Source organism: Mycolicibacter sp. MU0102 (genome assembly GCF_963378105.1).
GTDB classification, from domain to species: domain Bacteria; phylum Actinomycetota; class Actinomycetes; order Mycobacteriales; family Mycobacteriaceae; genus Mycobacterium; species Mycobacterium holstebronense.
This window is the reverse complement of record NZ_OY726398.1, coordinates 870,628-887,992: the sequence shown is the minus strand read 5'-3', so window position 1 is coordinate 887,992 and position 17,365 is coordinate 870,628. Positions and strand designations below refer to the sequence as shown.

The window sequence follows — 17,365 nt, the reverse complement described above, 5'->3', positions numbered from 1 at the left end:
TATGGCGACCGGCGACCATTACTTCCAGAAGGCGTTCATGGCCTGGGCGTACATGTCGTTGTCCGTGAGCGGGGCCAGACCCAAGGCGTCTTCGATGGTGGCCATCAGGCTGTACTCGTTGTAATAGGCGTCGGTGGTGAAGTTGCCGGATTGCATCCCCCCGTACGTCACCGCGCCCGCGCTCGGGATGACGATCATCGGAACGTTATTGCCCTGGTTGCCGAAGCCCAGTGAGAGGTTGTTGTTGTCCTCGTCCGTGACGATGATGATCGCGTCCTTCTCGTTCGGATCGGTCCACGTCTTGGAGCTCTCGATGGTGGAGACCTCCTGCTGGACGAACTGGTCGGCGGCCGCGACGTTGTACTGATGGTCTCCGAGTTGGGTGGCGATGAACTGGAGAACACCGCTGAGCGTGTCGACCGGGCCTTCCCCGTTGTTGTCCTCGTTGGCGGCGATCCAGGTGAATCCGGGGAACTTGCTCGGGTCAGCGAGGTCGGTGGACAACTGCGTCAGCGGAAGCAGGTGGTCCGGCAGATAGTCAGGGGTGGTGTTGCCGTAGACGTAACCGAATTGGGCGAACGGCAGTTCGTCGGCGGAGTAGTCACCGGATGACACGAGGTCACCGGCGCTCGGCATGCTCTGCGCGTAGCCGGCCCACGAGATGCCCGCCTGATCCATTTCCTGCATGAGGTTCGGTGCGTCGATGGAGTTCAAGGCGGAGTTGTAGTCGATGCCGAAGTCCGATCCGCCCAGGATCCGGAAGTAGTTGGGGTCGCTGGGGTGGCCCAGCGCGTAGTAGTTGTCGTCATAGCCGTAGGTGTTGATCAGGCTGTTCATGTACGGCGCGTTGGGGCTGCCGACGATGTCGGCGGCTCCCTTGTTCTCCATGTAGATGACGAACACGTGGTCCAGTTGACCGACGTCGGACGTGGGTGCCACCAGCGGGGCGGCGGTAAGGCTGGGATCACCGACAGTGAACGACTCGTTGTCGGCGTAGGCGCCGTTGTAGTTGCCCAGGACCCAGTCCCTGTCGGTGAAGGTCGTGGTCACCTGCGCGGAGACGGCGCCTTCGGGGACGGTCCCGGTGATAGAGCGGTCCTCAAACCCGGTGAAGCCCAGTCGATCCCATACCGAGACCGGCGCGAGCGGGCCGGTGCCCACCACGTCGCCGTGGGCGTCGTAGAAGGTGACCTGCACCGAAGCCGAGGACGAGTCCCAGCCCTGGCCGCCGAGATCCGCGCTCAGCGCGTACGGCGTCCCCGCCGCACCGGCGACATCGACGGTCTGGCTGATGCTCGAGGTGCCCACCGGTCCGCCGCCGGCGAAGTTGTCACCGGCGCCCGGCGGCGCGGTCTGCGGAAAGCTCGACCACGCGGGGATGGGAGTCGACACCGGCGACGGATAACCCATCGGGGTGCCGTAGGCGATCACCGTCGGGGTGCCGGTCTCGGTCCAGCCCGGGATGGTCACCCCGCTGTAGCCCGACCCGGAAGGATCGGCTGTTTCGAAGCCGGGGTTGACCAGCAGGTTCTGGCTCATCAATTGCGTGTCGGCGCTGAGTGGGGCAATCGGATCGAGGCTGCCGAGCCAGCTGATGAGTTCGGTGTCCACCTGCGGCCCCAACACGCTGCTGACCGAGCCCATCTCGAGGAAACTCGTCATCGAATTGAGGACCTGGTCGATGAGCATGTCGAAGTCGTCGGCATGGGCGTCGGGCGCAGACGCCAGCTGCCCCAGCCCCAGCGCCACAAACGCGCTGGCCGCGCCCGTCATCCCCATCCTCAGCCGCCGAAGAGCCATGGTCCTGACAATCCTCAGGCGCCGCTAGGCCGTCAAGAAGCTCCAGCTAATACATTTCAGAGCCACAGCAAGTCGACAGACTCGCACGCCCCGCCGGATCAGCCGAACAGATCCGCCAGGCTGAAGCTCGGGGTGTTGGCGATCAAGTCGGACATGTTCGCCCACTGTTGGGCCGCCTGGGCACTGAGTTCGGTCGGCCAGTCGTCGTTACCGCTCAAAATCACCGTCGCGAAGTCGTCACGAGCGTTGAGCAGTCCCGCCAGGATGCTGGTGTTCGGGTTGAACAGCGCGTCGTCGATGGCCGTGATGAACATCTGCGGCATCAGCACCGACATGGCGGTCTGGGCCAGCGCCAGGGTGATCGGCAGCGTGATGTCGCTGGTCAGCACCGGCAGGGCGTTCCACACCGACGTCAGGCTCTCCATCGGGTGGTCCATGATGCTGCGCATGACGGCATCCCAGTCCGGGCTCAGCGCGTCGGTGAACCGCAGCTCGATCGGGGTGGAGGGCTGGCTGCCGAACACCGACTCAAAGTTATCGCTGCCCATCAACGCCGACAGCGCGTTGAGCTCCAGATGCTGCAGCACCCAGGCGGGCTGGGCGTGGATCCGGGACACGTCCATCGCGTAGTCATATGACATCACCCGCCGGGCCATGTCGGCGGCGAACTCCTCCGGGCTGACGGTCGGGGTGTCGGTGGGCAGGTACTGGGCGATGTCGCCGACCGGCACCACCTGCGCCGTCACCCCCAGGCCGATCGCGGCGTCACGATCGTCGACGTTCTCGAAACGCGCGAAGATCTCACCCGTGGCGAGTCCACCGGTGTCGAGCCAGTTGGCCACCCCCGGATTCGTCGCGCTGATGACGTAATAGGTGTAGCCGTCGTCGGCGTGGAAGGTGGTGGTGTGGTTGAGGGTGGTCTGAGCCATGACATAGGGCAGCGCGCCGCCGTAGACGTTCATCAGCTCGATGCCGCTGTAGGCCGCCTCGACGTTCGGCACCTTGAGGATCAGCGCCTCGCCGGGATCCAGATCCCAGTTGCCGCCGGTGACGACCGCGGACTCCAGACCGACTCCGTAGCTGGTCTCCGGTGCCAGCGTCATCATCGTGTTGGCGGGCACCTCCATACCCACCGATGCCCCACCTTCGATGCTGCGCTGGTTGAACGGCACGACGATCTGGGCGAACGCGCTGAACAGCATGTTCAACACGTCGTCGACGGAGCCGATCTTGGCCGGCTCGGTCGGCACGTCGGTTCCGCCCCCCTCGGTGGGGAAGAATCCGCCGGCTGGGATGGAGAAGAACGGCGGGCAGTCGGCCACGCATTGCAGGCTGATATTGGCCGGACCCTTGGCCCAGTCGCCCGTCATGTCGCGGATCAGCAGGGACGCGGCGCCGCCGACGGTGGCGTCCGTGGAGTCCAAGAAGTTGACCGCACCCGCCGGTGCTTCCGGCCCGATGTAGATGGTGAAGTTGCCCTTGTCGTCGACCACCAGGCCGTGGTTGAGTTCCAGGTCCTCGATGGTGTGGGCCGTGGCACCGGTGACGGCCATGGTGCTGATCGACATGTGCTCGGTGGCCCCGCCGAGGGTTCCGGTCAGCACGTAGGTCGCACCGGGAGCCAGCCCCGCGGTGACGTGGTAGTTGATGTCGGGGGTGAAGTAGTCGAAATACTGGCGGGAGTCGGCGACGTTCCCGGCGACCACTTCGGGCGATTGGAAGAACACTCCGTTGAACAGCTCGGTGACCCGCGACAATCCGGTGGTGATCAGCTGGTAGTTGGTGTTGCGCAGCATCGTCATCAGCGTGTCCGCGTCGCCGGGCGAGGCATAGGGAAGTGACAGGTCGTAAGCCTGTGCCTGTTTCATGGCGTCGAGCAGGGCATCGAGGGCCTGCTGATATCCCGCGGTCAACGTCACCGCAGGTGCGGAGCTACCGGCGGTGCCCAGCGGGGTGCCCATGACCATCGACAGCACGCCGCCGACCGCCACTGCTGCGGTCGCCAATCGCCGTGCGTGACCCGAGGAGCGGAGCCAGGACGAAGCCCGCGAAAGGCGCTGCGCTTCGGTGTTGCCGGTCGTTTCCACGGCCACTACTCCCCCGATCTCGTTAACCATTTTCTCTTTTTAATCACGGCTGATTTTTATTGGGACCATACGTGCGGACCGGAAGAGGTGCAATAGTCGTCACGCAGTTTGGGGCGATCGTGTCGTCAAACCCGTTGCCGACATCAACCGGTTTCGACCGGTAGGTTGCGCTGCATGTCCATGCGATGGCTTTCTGCGTTCGGCGCTGTGGCGACGGCACTGGTCCTGAGCGGATGCGGGTTGACGGTGACCAAGACCGGCGCCGATCCAGTGGCGAACCTGGCGCCCCGCAGCACCCCCAACGGCATGGTGTTGGTGTCGCCGGACAACTTCGTGCGGGCCGTCACCGACCAGGAATTGACCAACATCGTCAACGAGAACGGCTTCGGCCGTTTCTTCCACATGCGCGACGTAACCCCGGTCGACAGGCAGCTGGTGGTGCGCTCCAACCGCGACACCTTGTACTCGGCTGCGGTGTTCGACCTGCAGGCCAGTCCGGTCACCCTGACCCTGCCCGATCCCGGCCAGCGGTACATGTCAGCGCAGGTGATCAACCAGGACGAATACGTCACGGACATGTTCTACGGCGGCGGCGAGCACACCCTGGATCAGCAACATGCCGGAACCCGCTACGTGGCCGTCGCCATTCGCATCCTGGCCGATCCCAACGATCCGGCCGACCTGGCCGCAGCACACCGCCTGCAGGACGCGATCACCGCGCAACAAGACGACACCGGCAGCTTCGACGTGCCCCGCTGGGATCCGGTCAGCCAGAAGAAGGTCACCGACGCGTTGTTGGAGCTGGCCCAGACCATCCCCGACACCCGGGGCATGTTCGGCACCGAGGCCGACACGGACCCGGTGCGGCACTTGATCGGGGCGGCCGCGGCGTGGGGCGGCAACTCCGAGAAGGAGGCGCTGTACCTCAACATCACCCCGGCCCGCAACGACGGCAACACGGTCTACCGCCTGACCGTCAAAGACGTTCCGGTGAAAGCATTCTGGTCGGTCACCGTCTACAACAAGAACGGCTACTTCACCGAGAATCCGCAGCAGGCGTACTCGGTCAACAACATCACCGCGGACAAAGCGGCGGACGGATCGGTGACCGTGCAGTTCGGGGGTTGTTCGGACGACAACACAGCCAATTGCCTGCCCACCACGCCTGGATGGAACTACATGGTCCGGCTCTACCAACCGGACAAGGAAATATTGTCGGGCAAGTGGGTCTTCCCGGCGGCGCAACCGGAAGAGTCGGCGAGCGGCGAGACCCGGTCTCCGGCACCGCCGCCCAGTCCCGCGCCGGCGCCGTCGCGGCCGGCACGCTGACCGCGGGGCCTGCACGCGGCAAAGCCGGTTGAGGAGGTAGTTGGTGGACAAGCAGTTTCGCTTCGGCGTGGGCCTGAACCCGATCCGGTCGGCGACCGAACTCGCCGAGACCGCGCGGCGGCTGGAGGGTTTCGGCTTCGATGTCCTGCACGTGCCCGACCACCTTGGCGCCCCGGCCCCGTTTCCGGTCCTGGTCGCCGCTGCCGCGGCCACCTCGACGATCCGGGTGGGCACCTACGTGCTCAACGCCTGCTTCTACAAGCCGGCGCTGCTGGCCCGCGACATCGCCGACACCGACGTGCTCTCGGGCGGGCGGCTGGAGGTGGGTCTGGGTGCGGGCTACGTGCGCGCGGAGTTCGAGGCCGCCGAGCTGCCCTTCCCCAGCGCCGGTCGCCGCGTCGAATACCTCGAGCACGTGACGAAATATGTGGCGACACACCAGCCGCGCGTGCCCATCCTGATCGCCGGCAGTGGTGACCGGCTACTGACGGCGGCAGCTCGCCACGCGGACATCATCGGATTGACCGGGTCGCGGGTGGACGGCGCCGACGATTCGCTGGCCGAGCGGATCGACTTCGTCCGCGCGGCCGCCGGCAACCGGTTCGATGCCCTCGAGCTGAACCTGGCCATCACGGCGGTGCCGACCGACGGCTCCGGGGTGCCCAATCTGTCGCTGACCCGCCGATTCGCGCCGACACTGTCGGATGAGGAACTGCTGGCCTCACCGGCGGTGCTGTCCGGGTCGGTTGACGAGATGGCCGACACGCTGCGCGAACGCCGCCGCCGCTATGGGATCAGCTACTTCACCGTCCAGCAGGAGCACGCTGAGGCCTTCGCGGAGGTCATCGCCGCGCTGCGGTGACCAGTGCACACTGCCTGCGCACGAGAGTGCTTTGGTTACAGGAACTTTCGCAACCGGGCAGCATCCTCGATATCGCTGCGGAACTTGTCGAGGGTGCTCAACGTGTACATGCCGTCGATCGCCCGATCATCCCAGAGCTGGTGGATCTTCCGCAGGTCCGAGACGCGATTCTTCCAGCCGATCCCGTCGATCACTGCGATCACAAACTGCCGTGGCGAGCGGACCTCTGCCATCTCCTCGATTTCCCGGACCGCGTCGGTGAGCTTGCTCCCCGTCGAGTCGTAGCCCTTCGCGGCGACCACGATCTCTGCGGCGCTGCCGTTAGGGATGACCAGGTCACACGGCGCGGTACGCCCGCTGCGCCCGACGAACCGCGTGCGCGTCTCATAGGGCAGGCCGAGTCCCTTGACGACGGCTTCGATCTCGTCTTCTACGTGGCGCCCCTGCTGCCCGGCGGCGGCCGCCGCGGCCCGGGTACCTGCACGCGCGATGAGTACATCCGCGGCCCCGTACTGCGCGTGTAGTTGCGCAACGGTCTGCGCTACCAGAAAGTACGCGTCGTCGAGCCAGTCGATCAGCTCCGAAGCTCGGTTGCGGGCGAGCAGCACCCAGCCGGAGGTATCAAATTCATGTTTGAGCGCATTTTTGAGCTTCTCCTGGCCAAGGCCGGTGAAGAGTGCCAGCACGGGTACGTCATGGGGGTTGGCGGCCACCCAGGCCGTGAGCGACGCGCGATCGATCGTTGGCAGGGCAGCCAGCGACACGACCGCGCGACGGATGGCGTCGGTCTCGGTCGTAGCGGCGAGCGGATCGATGTGCGCGCTCAATCGGCCGAGCGCACCGAGGTAATCAGGGAACGGAACGGCGTCGCTCATGCATTGGTTCCGACAAACAGGTACTCGGACACATCGCGGCGGGTGGCCGCCGAGTGCGTTCCAAAGCTGTACTTGTGGTCGACGGCGATCTTCCGGACGTCAGTCTTCACCTTGCCCAGCAGGTCGACGATCCGGCTGGCATCGGGAAGCGCGTTCGAGGAATAGGACAGCACGATCGCGCCCGCATCCTCGAACCGCTCAAAGGTCCGCAGTAGCGCGTCCTCGATGGTGCGCTTGTACGCAAACGGGGTGAATCTCTTCGCTATCTTCTTGGTCTTTGTCTCTTCCATGATCGTGACGTCGCGCCAGTAGACGCTTAATCCTTCGAGGAAGTGATATCGCTTCATGTAGTCGGCATCGTCACGCGGCGGCGCGTAGGGCGGGTCCAGATACACCAGGTCTGGGGTCTCGACGTCCAGGTCGAAGATATCGCCGGTGACCGTGCGGCTCTTGCTTCCGTTACTGAACACGACGGCGTTGTACTCCGCGGCAGCACGACGAAAATGCTCCCGCAGTGTCATGCGGAGATCGCGGCGGCCGTCAGCGTACTTGCTGGAGTCGGTGAAGGTGAACACTCCGCGAGGTTGGCGTCGAGCAGCGGAGAGCACCAGCGCTGAGATCGCGATGTCTCGTTTGAATCCAGCCAGTTGGTCGATGTGCGACCACGCCGAATCGAGGAACGCACGATCCTCCGGCGTGTAGTACAGCCCGTCGAACTTGGTCTGGATGAAGTCACGGTCATCGGCAGCCGGTCCGCAGATCAGGTCGATGTCGCCGGCAGTGAGTCGCACCGACGAGTTGGCAACAGTCGCACGGGTGATCATGCCGGGGAACGCGAGAAAATCGTTGCTCGTGACCGAGAACCCTTGCGCCTTTAACAGGTACGAGACCACCCCGGAGCCGGAGAACGCATCGACCGCCGTTTCGCCGCCAAGATCGGCGAACAACCGCTCCAGGTGCGGCAGCAGTTGGTATTTCGAGCCCATGTAGCGCAGCCGAGGAAACCTTTGGGCCCGTTCAAGAACCTCGGCCGTCGTTACGGACCTCGACTGCGTCATGACGTCACCATCGCACAGCATTGTGACAGTCCTGGGCAGGCCCGGCACGTGTCCGGCTCGCGAGCACTGATGTATTCGCTGAGGTCATCGCCGCGCCAGGGTGAACTGGCGGCACTCGCGCCGCCAAGTGGCGTCGCCACCTCACCGAGATTCGGGCCAGCCCGCCAATGCCCGGTCGGCCAGCGCGTGCAGATCGGCGCGGCGCGCTCCGCTGCGCGCCTGAACTGCGATGCCCTGACACACCGCAGCGATCCACCGCGCGAGCACCAGGGTGTCGACTCCGGACAGTTCGCCTTCGGTCACCGCGGCGTCGAATCGTTCAGCGATCTGATGCACTGTGGCCTCGCGAATTTCGGCCAGACCCGGTCCATTGTCAACCGTCAGGCAACCCTGCGGGTTGCCACTGACCGTGTCGGCCGCGCCGTGCACCATTGCTTCGGCGACATCACGGGCGGTCGGCAAGGCCAGCGCTTCAACGACATAGCCTCCCTGTCCGGCGAGGTAACGCTGGACGGCCCGCTGGTACAGATTCTCCTTTGAGCCGAACTCGGCGTAGATGCTGCGCCGGTTGACCTTGGTCGCAGCCGTGACATCGGAGATCGAAACACCGTCGTAGCCGCGCGCCCAGAACAGCTTCATCGCCTCGTCCACGACCTGATCGGGGTCGAACTCCCGTGGTCTTCCCACCGCCATTGCGCGTTTCTCCATGAGACGTCGATCACACCGGGAATGGACCGGTAGCAATATCAGCTTGACCTGATCGTACTAAGTAACGTCTCGGTTCGTAATTACCTGGAGGCTAACGACATGAGCACAGCAACCCTGGCCGGACGGCGCGCACTGGTCACCGGAGGATCGCGCGGAATCGGCCGAGAGATCGTCCGGCGGTTGGCCGCCGACGGCGCCAGCGTGGCCTTCACCTATTCGTCCTCACCGGCCGACGCCGAGAAACTCGTCGCCGAAGTCGCCGGGGACGGCGGCACGGCGATTGCGATCCAAGCCGACGCCGCGGTACCCACCCAGGTCGCGGCCGCGGTCGAGGAGGCCGTCGCCGAACTGGGCGGCCTGGATGTGCTGGTGAACAATGCCGGCGTCGGATACTGGGCGCCGATCGATGAGTTTCCGGCCGAACAGTTCGACCGTCTGGTGGCGGTCAACATCGGCGGAATGTACTGGGCGGTGCGCACCGCGGTGAAGCACCTGGGTGAAGGCGCGCGGATCATCAACATCGGCAGCATCAACGCCGAGCAGATTCCGGTCCCCGGATTGTCGGTGTACGGCATGACCAAGGGTGCAGTAGCGTCGTTCACCCAGGGCCTGGCCCGCGATCTCGGCCCGCGCGGCATCACCGTCAACAACGTGCAGCCCGGTCCGATCCACACCGAGATGAACCCGGACGACGGCGGTGAATTCCCCGAAATCCTGAAGAAGACAACGGCACTGGGACGCTACGGGCAGGTCGGTGACATTGCCGCCGCGGTGAGCTTCCTGGCGGGCCCGGAATCCGGCTACGTCACCGGGGCGAACTGGAACGTCGACGGCGGCTTCACCGCCTGACTAGCCGCGACGCACCGCCGACACCAGCGCCCACACCGAAAAGCCCAGCGCACCCACTACGGCGACGGCGCCGATGTAGAGGCCATAGCCGGCGGTGATCGGCGCCGCGACGTTCAACCGGTAGTACCAGATGCCCAGTGCAGCGATGACCGCAGAGTCCAGCACTGCGACGACCGCGGCCAGCCGGGTGAAGAGTTCCCGGGCCACCATCGCACCGGCCACCAGCAGAACGGAGGCGAGCAGCACGATCAGCTGACCGACTCCAAATCGAGGCGGCAGCGCGATGGCACCGGCGCTGCCGCCGATCGCACTGGCATGCCCGCCGCCGTTGGCCGATGTGGTCAGCCACGGCAGCCATGCACTGGCCGACAGAAGGGCCGCGCACAGCGCAATCAGCCAACCGGGACGCGAGCGAGTCATGTTGTGACACTAGCTCGCATCAACCAGCACGCCGTTGCGCGGCATCGTCAACGTTCGGCTCAGGCCGAGCCGCGCCAGGAAGTCGTCGTCGTGACTCACCACGATGAAGGCTCCGCGATAGCCTCCCAGCGCGTCGACAAGCTGACCGACGCTGTCCAGATCGAGGTTGTTGGTCGGCTCGTCGAGCAGCAACAGCTGCGGCGGTGGATCAGCGAGCAGTAGCTGGGCCAGCGCGACGCGGAAGCGTTCACCACCGGACAGGGTGCCGATCGGCCGGGCCACACAGTCGGCGGTCAGCAGAAACCGGGCCAGTTGGGCCCGTACCGCCTGCGGGTGCCTGCCGGAGACCGCCGATACCGCGTCGAACGCGGACATGGTGTCGTCCAGGTGATCCAGGCGTTGCGGCAGGTATCCGACCCGGTCGGTCAGCAGTCGCCCGGCATCGCCCGTCAGCAGTGCTTGCAGCAGCGTCGTCTTGCCCACCCCGTTCGGGCCGTCCAACGCGATGCGTTCCGGCCCCTGCACGATGATCGGTCCATCGGCTCCCGGCAGCTCGGCCAGCCGGCGGCTGTTGGGCACCTCCGGATCGGGCAGATCGACGCGAATGTGCTCCTCGCGACGAACCCGGGCGGATGCGGCGTCCAGATCTGCTTGGGCGTCCCGGACCCGACCGTCAAGATGCCCGCGCAGCTTGCCCGCCGCCACCTGGGCATTGGCAGCGTTCTGGTTCATCACGATCTTCGCGGCGCGCTTGTTCTGTTGGGCGACCTGGGCCGCCCGGTTGCGTCGGGCGAGTTTGGTCTCGGCTTCCACGCGTTGCCGCTTCTCCACCTTGACCACCTGCTCCGCAGTGCGGGCAGCCGTCCGGGCGGCGGCCTGCTCGGCCTCCAAGTGGGCCCGCCAGGTGCTGTAGGGGCCGCCGAATGTGGTGAGTCGCCCGTCGTAAAGCTCGGCGGTGCAGTCCATCTGCTCCAGCAGCGCGGTGTCATGACTGGCCACGATGAGTGCACCGGGCCACTCCTCGACCAGCCGCGCCAGCCCGGTGCGCGCGGCCCGGTCCAGGTTGTTGGTCGGCTCATCGAGCAGGGTGATCGGTGCGGCCGCCAGCCGCAGCCCGGTCAACGCCACCAGCATGACCTCCCCGCCGGACAGTTCGGCGACTCGGCGATCGAGGTTGCCCGAGGAAAACCCGATGTCGCGCAGTGCCGCATCGGCGCGAGCTTCGATATCCCAGTCGTCACCGACCACCTCGAAATGCGTCTCTGCGGCATCGCCACCCTCGATGGCCCGCAGTGCGGCGAGTCGATCGGCGACGCCGAGCAACTCGGCGATCGAGACCTCGCCATCGAGGGTGAGCAGCTGCGGCAGGTAGGCCACCTGCCCGACCGTGGTGATGTGCCCGGTTGTCGGCCGCAGTTGGCCGGCGATGAGCCGAAGCAGGGTGGATTTACCGGCGCCGTTGGCGCCCACCAGGCCGGTGCGGCCGCTACCGAACGAGCCGGTGACGCCGGCCAGCGCGGCACTGCCGTCGGGCCAGGTGAAGCCGACATCGGTCAGGGTGACGACAGCCTGAGAGTCAGAAAAAGGGAAGGACATGTGGTCTCCGGGAAGGTCAGCGGGAGCGCTGACAACCGGGACCGGACTACGGCAACTCGGCGGTGATCAGCGCGCGGACAGCGGCGTGAGACCGACGATGCCTGTCATGTCATGACCTCCTGTGAACGTACGGCCGCCACCCTAGCTGCGGGATGGCGCGGCGTGCAACCGAATTAACTCGGCGCGAAAACCGTGACGAATTTGCGCAGCGACTCGTTGATGTCGCCCTTGAGTGCGGCAGCCACCAGCATGCCGATCGGGCCGAACAGTGCCGGACCGCCCAGGTGGACGTCGAAACTGACCTTGGAGCCGTCGCCTTCCGGCGCGACCTTGGCAAGCAGCTTGATCTTGACCCCGCCCTTGCCGTCACCGTTGAGGGTCATGCCGGTGGGCGGCTTGTAGTTCACGATCGTCCACCTGACCTTGTTGAGCATGCCCTTGACCTCGACGATCGAGTCCAGCTGCGTGCCCTTTTCGAGGGTCTCGGGCAGCGCACTGCGCCATACCCGGTGAATGGTCAGCCACTCTTTGTAGCGGGACAGATCCGAGGCGTGCGCCCAGGCCTCTTCGGGAGGCAGCGGGACGTCGATGGATCCGGAGAGCTTGGCCATGTCGTGCTTTCCCCTTGTGTCGCGGTTTATCGCTGGGTCATTGTGGTCGTTGCCGACTCCCGCCACAACTTCGGCCGCTCACCGAGCATGCCGCCCCGGGCCCACCACATCGCCTCGATGGCGGCCGCGCCGAGCACGCCGATACCGAGCGCCTCCAGCGTCAGTGCCACGTTGGAGGGGTCCAGCAGGAACTTCTCTCGGGTCAGCGGCATCGCGAAGATCGCCACGTAGGCCAGCCCGCAGCTGATCACCAACAGCAGACGCCACCACTGATAGGGCCGCGCCACCACCGCCAGCACCCATCCGGCGGTGGTCAGCAAAGTGATCAACGCGCTGGTGGAGGCCTGGATCTGCTGGACCGAGGTGGCCTCGCTGCCCCGGTAGGCCACTAGGTAGGACGCGAATGTGGCGATGCCCACCACCACGCCAGCCGGCAGTGCCCCGCTCATCACCCGCCGTACGAAGCCGGGGTGCGCCCGCTCATTGTTCGGCGCGAGCGACAGGACGAACGCGGGGATGCCGATGGTGAACCACGCTGCGACCGTGACATGGATCGGCTGGAACGGATACAGCAACGGCTTGGTGCCGAACAGGGCCGACGCCAGCCCGACCAGCCCGACCAGCAGTGCGAGCAGCACGGAATACACCGTCTTGGTCAAGAACAGGTTCGCCACCCGCTCGATGTTGCCGATCACCCGGCGCCCCTCCCCCACCACGTAGGGCAGGGTGGCGAATTTGTTGTCCAGCAACACGATCTGGGCCACCGAGCGAGCCGCTGAGCTGCCCGCCCCCATCGCGACACCGATGTCGGCGTCCTTGAGCGCCAGCACATCGTTGACGCCGTCGCCGGTCATCGCCACCGTGTGGTCGCGCGCCTGCAGGGCGTGCACCATGGCCCGCTTCTGATCGGGGCGCACCCGGCCGAACACGGTGTGGTCCTCCAGCGCACCGGCCAGTCGGTCCGGTTCGGTGGGCAGCTTGCGGGCGTCCATCGCCTCTCCGGACAACCCCAGTTCGGCGGCCACCGCGCCCACCGAGACCGCGTTGTCGCCGGAGATGACCTTCACCGACACGTCCTGCGCGGCAAAATAATCCAACGTCTCACGGGCGTCCGGTCGCACCTTCTGCTCGAGCACCACCAGCGCCGCCGGAGTCACCTGTCCCGGCGCTTCAGGATGGTCGACGGGTTGGTCGCAGACCCCCAGCAACAAGACACGCAGGCCGCGCGCGCCGATCCGTTCGGCCTGCTCGGCGGCCGCCGAGGACGGTTCGAGCAGGACATCGGGCGCCCCGATCACCCAGTTGCCGTGCTCGGAAAAGGAGACACCGCTCCATTTGGTGGCCGACTTGAACGGCGCGCAGGCACTCGACGTCCAGTCCGGCGATGTCGGGAACGCCTCGGCGATGGCCTGGATGCTGGCGTTGGGGCGGGCGTCTTCGGCGGCCAGCGCGGCCAGCGCTTGGTGTACCGGAAGGCCTTCGGCGCCATCGAGTTCTGCGACCTCCGAGACCCGCATCCCGTTCTCGGTGAGGGTGCCGGTCTTGTCGGCGCAGACCACGTCGACGCGGGCCAGGCCTTCGATCGCGGGCAGTTCCTGCACCAGGCATTGCCGTTGCCCCAGCCGCACGACCCCGACCGCGAACGCCAGCGACGTCATCAGCACCAGACCCTCGGGAACCATCGGCACCAGGGCACCCACCATCGCCAGCACCGACGCCCGCCAGCCCACGTCGGTGGTGAACAACTGCGTGTAGATGATCAGCAGCCCGGCCGGGATCAACAGGTAGGTGATGAATTTCAGAATCTGGTTGATACCGGTGCGCAGTTCGGATTTCACCAGGGTGAACTTGCTGGCCTCCTCGGCAAGTTTGGCAGCGTACGCCTCGCGGCCCACCCGGGTGGCCCGGTAGGCGCCGCTGCCGGACACCACGAAACTGCCCGACATCACCTGGTCGCCCAGGTCTTTGCCGATCGGGTCGGCTTCACCGGTGAGCAGGGACTCGTCGACCTCCAGGTCGGATGACTCCAGGACCTCGCCGTCGACGACGATCTGGTCGCCGGGGCCCAGCTCGATGACGTCATCGAGCACCACCTGCCCCGGCGGGAGCTGCTGCGTCCCGGACTGCCTGCGCACCAACGGTTTCGCTTGGCCGACAATGGCCAGCTTGTCCAGCGTCTGTTTGGCCCGGATCTCCTGCACCATTCCGATGACGCTGTTGAAGACGATGAGCAACCCGAACAGCCCGTTGATCAGTGAGCCGGTAGTGAGCACGATGGCCAACAGCACACCCAGGATCGCGTTGATCCGAGTGAAGACGTTGGCTCGGATGATCTCGAGAACGCTGCGCGCGGCGCGGGCAGGGATGTCGTTGGTCTGGCCCTGCGCGCGCCGCTGGGCGACTTGCGTGTCGGTGAGACCTGCGGTTCGCGCTGTCGTCAACGGGTGAACCTTCCCAGCTTGTCGTGATCGAAGTACTCCAGCTCCACCGCGTCCTTGCTGAAGGTGGCTTTAGACACCGTTCCGTCCGCAGCGTTCTCGCCCTGCAGGGCGAAGGTGAAGGTGTCACCGTCGTAGTGGCTCAACCGGAATCGTTGGTGTTGCGGCCCGAGCGTCACATCGAGCGCACCATGGTCCTCGGTCACCGTGGCCGGTCCCCAATAGCTGTTGGCGTACTCCCCGACGTACTGCGACAGTGGCCGGGCGGGAGCCGGATGGGCCGGTGGTGGGGCACCCACCAGCGCGCCTTCGGGTTGCGACATCGGCGCCAGCGCCTGTCGGTACAGCGTCGGCCAGTTCTCCCGAATCTCGCCGTACTGGACCAGGTCCAGGAATTGGGCGATCAAGGTCTCGGGGACCCCGATCGGGGTGGCGTTGGTCAGCACGACGATTCCGACGTCCTGCGACGGCAGAGCCGAAAACGCGGTCGCGGCGCCCAGCAGGAAAGCGCCCGAGTGGCCGTACTGGGTGCGCCCCGATGAGGTGATCGACACGTTGAATCCCTCGCCGTAGAAGCCGGGCCGGGCGGTGCCGACCCCGGCGGGGGCACTGATCACCTGCGGCGTGATTGCGGGGAGCAACGCTTCGGGCGCGATGATCCGGGTGCCGTCGTGGCTGCCGTTGGCCAGCACCATCGCCAGCCAGCGGGCCATGTCGTTCACCGAGGAACTGACTCCGCCGGCCGGTGACTGGGCGTCCGGATTGCGTTGGTACCGCGGCTGATAACTGCCGTCGGTCTTGATATGGGTGAGTGCACGGTTGGGTCGGGCCAGAAAGTCCGCGTAGCGGGAGCTGGTCGAGGCCATCCCCAGCGGCCGGTACAGCACGTCGGCCGACAGCTGCTCCCAGGGCACGCCGGCGCCGGCGGCCACCGCCTCGGCGGCGGCGGTCAGCCCGAAGTTGGTGTAGTCGTAGTTGCTACGGAACGGGGCCAGCGGCAGATATCTGAGCCGCTGCAGCACTTCCCGGCGGTCGTAGCCGAGGTCTTCGAGTCGGTCGCCGGCGTGATCGGGCAGCCCGGACCGATGGGCGTACAGGTCGGCGATGGTGACGTGGTCGGTGACGTAGGCGTCCGACAGGGCGAACCAGGGCAGCTGTGTCACCACCGGGGTGTCCCAGGCGATGGTCCCCGCGCTGATCTGCTGTGCCACCACGGTGGCGCCGACGGGTTTGGACATCGAAGCCACCTGGAACACCGTGTCGGCGTTGACCGCATTGTCCGGTCGGTCACCCTTGCGGGTATCGCGCACCCCAAAGCCTTTGGCGTACACGGTCTTCCCACCGTGGACGACCGCGACCGCCAGCCCGGGTATTCCGGTGCTGGCCATCAGGTCCTGCGCCAGGCCGTCGAGTTTGGCCACCGCGGCATCGACGCGACCCGCCGGAATGTCGACGCCAGACACCTCGTTGGGCGGGGTGTCGTGCTGCGCGGCCGGAGTCGCCGCCGGAGTGCACGCGCTCAAAGCAACGGCCAGCACAGTGGCCCCGGCCGTGGCCGCCCACCTGGTCATGGCGCTAGAGCCTCCACCACGCCATAGGCGCGGCGGCGCCGGGCCGCACTGAACCACCGGGCCTGGGCACTGCCGTCGCAATCCCCGCGGCATCGGCGGCGACCAGCAGCCGTTCGACCGGCTCGGCCCAGCGGTGCGGCGCCAACCGGAAGGTGCCCCAGTGAATCGGCACCAGCAGGCCCGACGGCGAGGCATTCAAGTCGAGGTGCGCCTGAACCGCTTCCTCCGGGTTCATGTGGACGTCGGGCCAGGCGGTGTTGTAGGCCCCGATCGGCAACAGTGTGGCGTCGAACGGGCCGTGCTGGGCGCCGATCGTGCTGAAGCTGCCGGTGTAGCCGCTGTCCCCGCCGAAGTAGACCCGGTGGCCGGGGCCGGCGATCACCCACGACGCCCACAGGGTCTGGTTGCGGGTCAGGAATCGTCCGGAGAAATGCCGAGCCGGGGTGCAGGTCAGCGTCAGCTCGCCCAGCGTGGTGTTCTCGTCCCAGTCGAGTTCGATCACCCGCTCCGAGGGAATGCCCCACGCACGCAGGTGCGCTCCGACGCCCAACGGGACGATGAACGGCGCCCGCTGGCTGCGGGCGAGCGCGGTGACGGTGTCGATGTCGAGGTGGTCGTAGTGGTCATGGCTGACGACGATCGCGTCGACCGCAGGCAGCGCCGCGAGCCCCACCGGCGGGGGGTGCAGCCGTCGCGGCCCGACCGCATCCGACGGCGAGCAGCGTTCACTCCACACCGGGTCGGTCAGTACGCGATAACCGTCGATCTCCACCAGTGCCGTCGCGTGTCCCAGCCAGGTGATCGCCAGCGGCTCGACGGCGACACCGAAGTCGGGCACCTCCAGCGGGATCGGCGCCGAGGGCCGTCGCCCGATGCGATCGGCGAACAGCTCACGCACCATCAGCCGCTGCTGCTCACGGTCCATGTTGACCATTGCGGCGCGTTCGATGTTGTGGAAGATGCCGTCGCGGTAGTTGCTGGAGCGGGTGGCCACCGCATTGATCGCGGTGGGTGCCGCGCCCAACGCGGCGGGCGTGCCGCGCAGCGCACGAAGCGTCCAGCCACCAGCGGCCAGCGACGCTGTGGTTCCCGCCAGTCGAAGTGCCCCACGCAGCATGACGACGAGTCTATGGTGGCGACCCGCGGGCTCCGCCGCGTTTG

The 17,365-nt window shown here is 66.4% G+C and carries 14 protein-coding genes; 3 read left to right on the top strand and 11 right to left on the bottom strand.

Annotated features, from left to right (window positions below; translation table 11 throughout):
• Positions 1-18: 18 nt before the first annotated feature.
• Together RCP37_RS04220 and RCP37_RS04215 are read right to left on the bottom strand one after the other, a co-directional pair.
• Positions 19-1,773: an alkaline phosphatase family protein gene (locus RCP37_RS04220; RefSeq protein WP_308485750.1), complete on the bottom strand. Its 1,755-nt coding sequence runs from the start codon at positions 1,771-1,773 to the stop codon at positions 19-21.
• Positions 1,774-1,898: 125 nt separating this feature from the next.
• On the bottom strand, positions 1,899-3,917 hold the full coding sequence (locus RCP37_RS04215) for a hypothetical protein (protein ID WP_308485749.1): 2,019 nt from the start codon (positions 3,915-3,917) through the stop codon (positions 1,899-1,901).
• 285 nt (positions 3,918-4,202) lie between these two features.
• Between RCP37_RS04215 and RCP37_RS04210 the strand changes: the two genes are divergently transcribed.
• Together RCP37_RS04210 and RCP37_RS04205 are read left to right on the top strand one after the other, a co-directional pair.
• Positions 4,203-5,216, top strand: a complete 1,014-nt coding sequence (locus RCP37_RS04210; protein WP_308486932.1) for a DUF1214 domain-containing protein — start codon at positions 4,203-4,205, stop codon at positions 5,214-5,216.
• 43 nt (positions 5,217-5,259) lie between these two features.
• A complete protein-coding gene (locus tag RCP37_RS04205) occupies positions 5,260-6,078 on the top strand; it encodes an LLM class F420-dependent oxidoreductase (RefSeq protein WP_308485748.1) in 819 nt (272 codons plus the stop codon).
• 35 nt (positions 6,079-6,113) lie between these two features.
• Here RCP37_RS04205 and RCP37_RS04200 read toward each other — a convergent pair whose 3' ends face one another.
• The 3 genes from RCP37_RS04200 to RCP37_RS04190 all read right to left on the bottom strand — a co-directional run bounded on the left by RCP37_RS04200 (position 6,114) and on the right by RCP37_RS04190 (position 8,704).
• The gene (locus RCP37_RS04200; protein ID WP_308485747.1) at positions 6,114-6,953 is read right to left on the bottom strand and encodes a hypothetical protein; all 840 of its coding nucleotides are present in this window, start codon (positions 6,951-6,953) and stop codon (positions 6,114-6,116) included.
• Positions 6,950-8,011, bottom strand: coding sequence for a DNA adenine methylase (locus tag RCP37_RS04195; protein WP_373693156.1), 1,062 nt, complete (start codon positions 8,009-8,011; stop codon positions 6,950-6,952). Before RCP37_RS04195 ends, RCP37_RS04200 begins: the two co-directional genes overlap by 4 nt.
• A 141-nt stretch (positions 8,012-8,152) precedes the next feature.
• Positions 8,153-8,704 (bottom strand): TetR/AcrR family transcriptional regulator, encoded by a 552-nt coding sequence (locus tag RCP37_RS04190; RefSeq protein ID WP_308485746.1) that lies wholly within the window; start codon positions 8,702-8,704, stop codon positions 8,153-8,155.
• A gap of 114 nt (positions 8,705-8,818) precedes the next feature.
• On the opposite strand from RCP37_RS04190, the gene RCP37_RS04185 reads away from it, so the two are divergent.
• Positions 8,819-9,568 carry a 3-oxoacyl-ACP reductase family protein gene (locus RCP37_RS04185; protein WP_308485745.1) on the top strand — a complete coding sequence of 250 codons (750 nt, stop codon included), beginning with the start codon at positions 8,819-8,821 and terminating at the stop codon, positions 9,566-9,568.
• Here RCP37_RS04185 and RCP37_RS04180 read toward each other — a convergent pair whose 3' ends face one another.
• From RCP37_RS04180 to RCP37_RS04155, 6 genes are all read right to left on the bottom strand, one after another.
• On the bottom strand, positions 9,569-9,988 hold the full coding sequence (locus RCP37_RS04180) for a hypothetical protein (RefSeq protein ID WP_308485744.1): 420 nt from the start codon (positions 9,986-9,988) through the stop codon (positions 9,569-9,571).
• Positions 9,989-9,997: 9 nt separating this feature from the next.
• Positions 9,998-11,584 carry an ABC-F family ATP-binding cassette domain-containing protein gene (locus RCP37_RS04175; protein WP_308485743.1) on the bottom strand — a complete coding sequence of 529 codons (1,587 nt, stop codon included), beginning with the start codon at positions 11,582-11,584 and terminating at the stop codon, positions 9,998-10,000.
• Between the two features lie 173 nt (positions 11,585-11,757).
• On the bottom strand, positions 11,758-12,195 hold the full coding sequence (locus RCP37_RS04170; protein ID WP_308485742.1) for a type II toxin-antitoxin system Rv0910 family toxin: 438 nt from the start codon (positions 12,193-12,195) through the stop codon (positions 11,758-11,760).
• 26 nt (positions 12,196-12,221) lie between these two features.
• Positions 12,222-14,636, bottom strand: coding sequence for a cation-translocating P-type ATPase (locus RCP37_RS04165; protein ID WP_308485741.1), 2,415 nt, complete (start codon positions 14,634-14,636; stop codon positions 12,222-12,224).
• Positions 14,633-16,204, bottom strand: a complete 1,572-nt coding sequence (locus RCP37_RS04160) for a serine hydrolase (protein ID WP_308485740.1) — start codon at positions 16,202-16,204, stop codon at positions 14,633-14,635. Before RCP37_RS04160 ends, RCP37_RS04165 begins: the two co-directional genes overlap by 4 nt.
• Positions 16,205-16,208: 4 nt before the next feature.
• Positions 16,209-17,321 carry an MBL fold metallo-hydrolase gene (locus RCP37_RS04155; RefSeq protein WP_308485739.1) on the bottom strand — a complete coding sequence of 371 codons (1,113 nt, stop codon included), beginning with the start codon at positions 17,319-17,321 and terminating at the stop codon, positions 16,209-16,211.
• Between the last annotated feature and the right edge of the window lie 44 nt (positions 17,322-17,365).

Excerpts from the sequence above, each read along its gene's own strand:
- RCP37_RS04220 (WP_308485750.1), bottom strand. The coding sequence starts at position 1,773 with ATGACGGGCGCGGCCAGCGCGTTTGTGGCGCTGGGGCTGGGGCAGCTG.
- RCP37_RS04215 (WP_308485749.1), bottom strand. The coding sequence starts at position 3,917 with ATGGTTAACGAGATCGGGGGAGTAGTGGCCGTGGAAACGACCGGCAAC.
- RCP37_RS04200 (WP_308485747.1), bottom strand. The coding sequence starts at position 6,953 with ATGAGCGACGCCGTTCCGTTCCCTGATTACCTCGGTGCGCTCGGCCGA.
- RCP37_RS04195 (WP_373693156.1), bottom strand. The coding sequence starts at position 8,011 with ATGACGCAGTCGAGGTCCGTAACGACGGCCGAGGTTCTTGAACGGGCC.
- RCP37_RS04190 (WP_308485746.1), bottom strand. The coding sequence starts at position 8,704 with ATGGCGGTGGGAAGACCACGGGAGTTCGACCCCGATCAGGTCGTGGAC.
- RCP37_RS04185 (WP_308485745.1), top strand. The coding sequence starts at position 8,819 with ATGAGCACAGCAACCCTGGCCGGACGGCGCGCACTGGTCACCGGAGGA.
- RCP37_RS04180 (WP_308485744.1), bottom strand. The coding sequence starts at position 9,988 with ATGACTCGCTCGCGTCCCGGTTGGCTGATTGCGCTGTGCGCGGCCCTT.
- RCP37_RS04175 (WP_308485743.1), bottom strand. The coding sequence starts at position 11,584 with ATGTCCTTCCCTTTTTCTGACTCTCAGGCTGTCGTCACCCTGACCGAT.
- RCP37_RS04170 (WP_308485742.1), bottom strand. The coding sequence starts at position 12,195 with ATGGCCAAGCTCTCCGGATCCATCGACGTCCCGCTGCCTCCCGAAGAG.
- RCP37_RS04160 (WP_308485740.1), bottom strand. The coding sequence starts at position 16,204 with ATGACCAGGTGGGCGGCCACGGCCGGGGCCACTGTGCTGGCCGTTGCT.
- RCP37_RS04155 (WP_308485739.1), bottom strand. The coding sequence starts at position 17,321 with ATGCTGCGTGGGGCACTTCGACTGGCGGGAACCACAGCGTCGCTGGCC.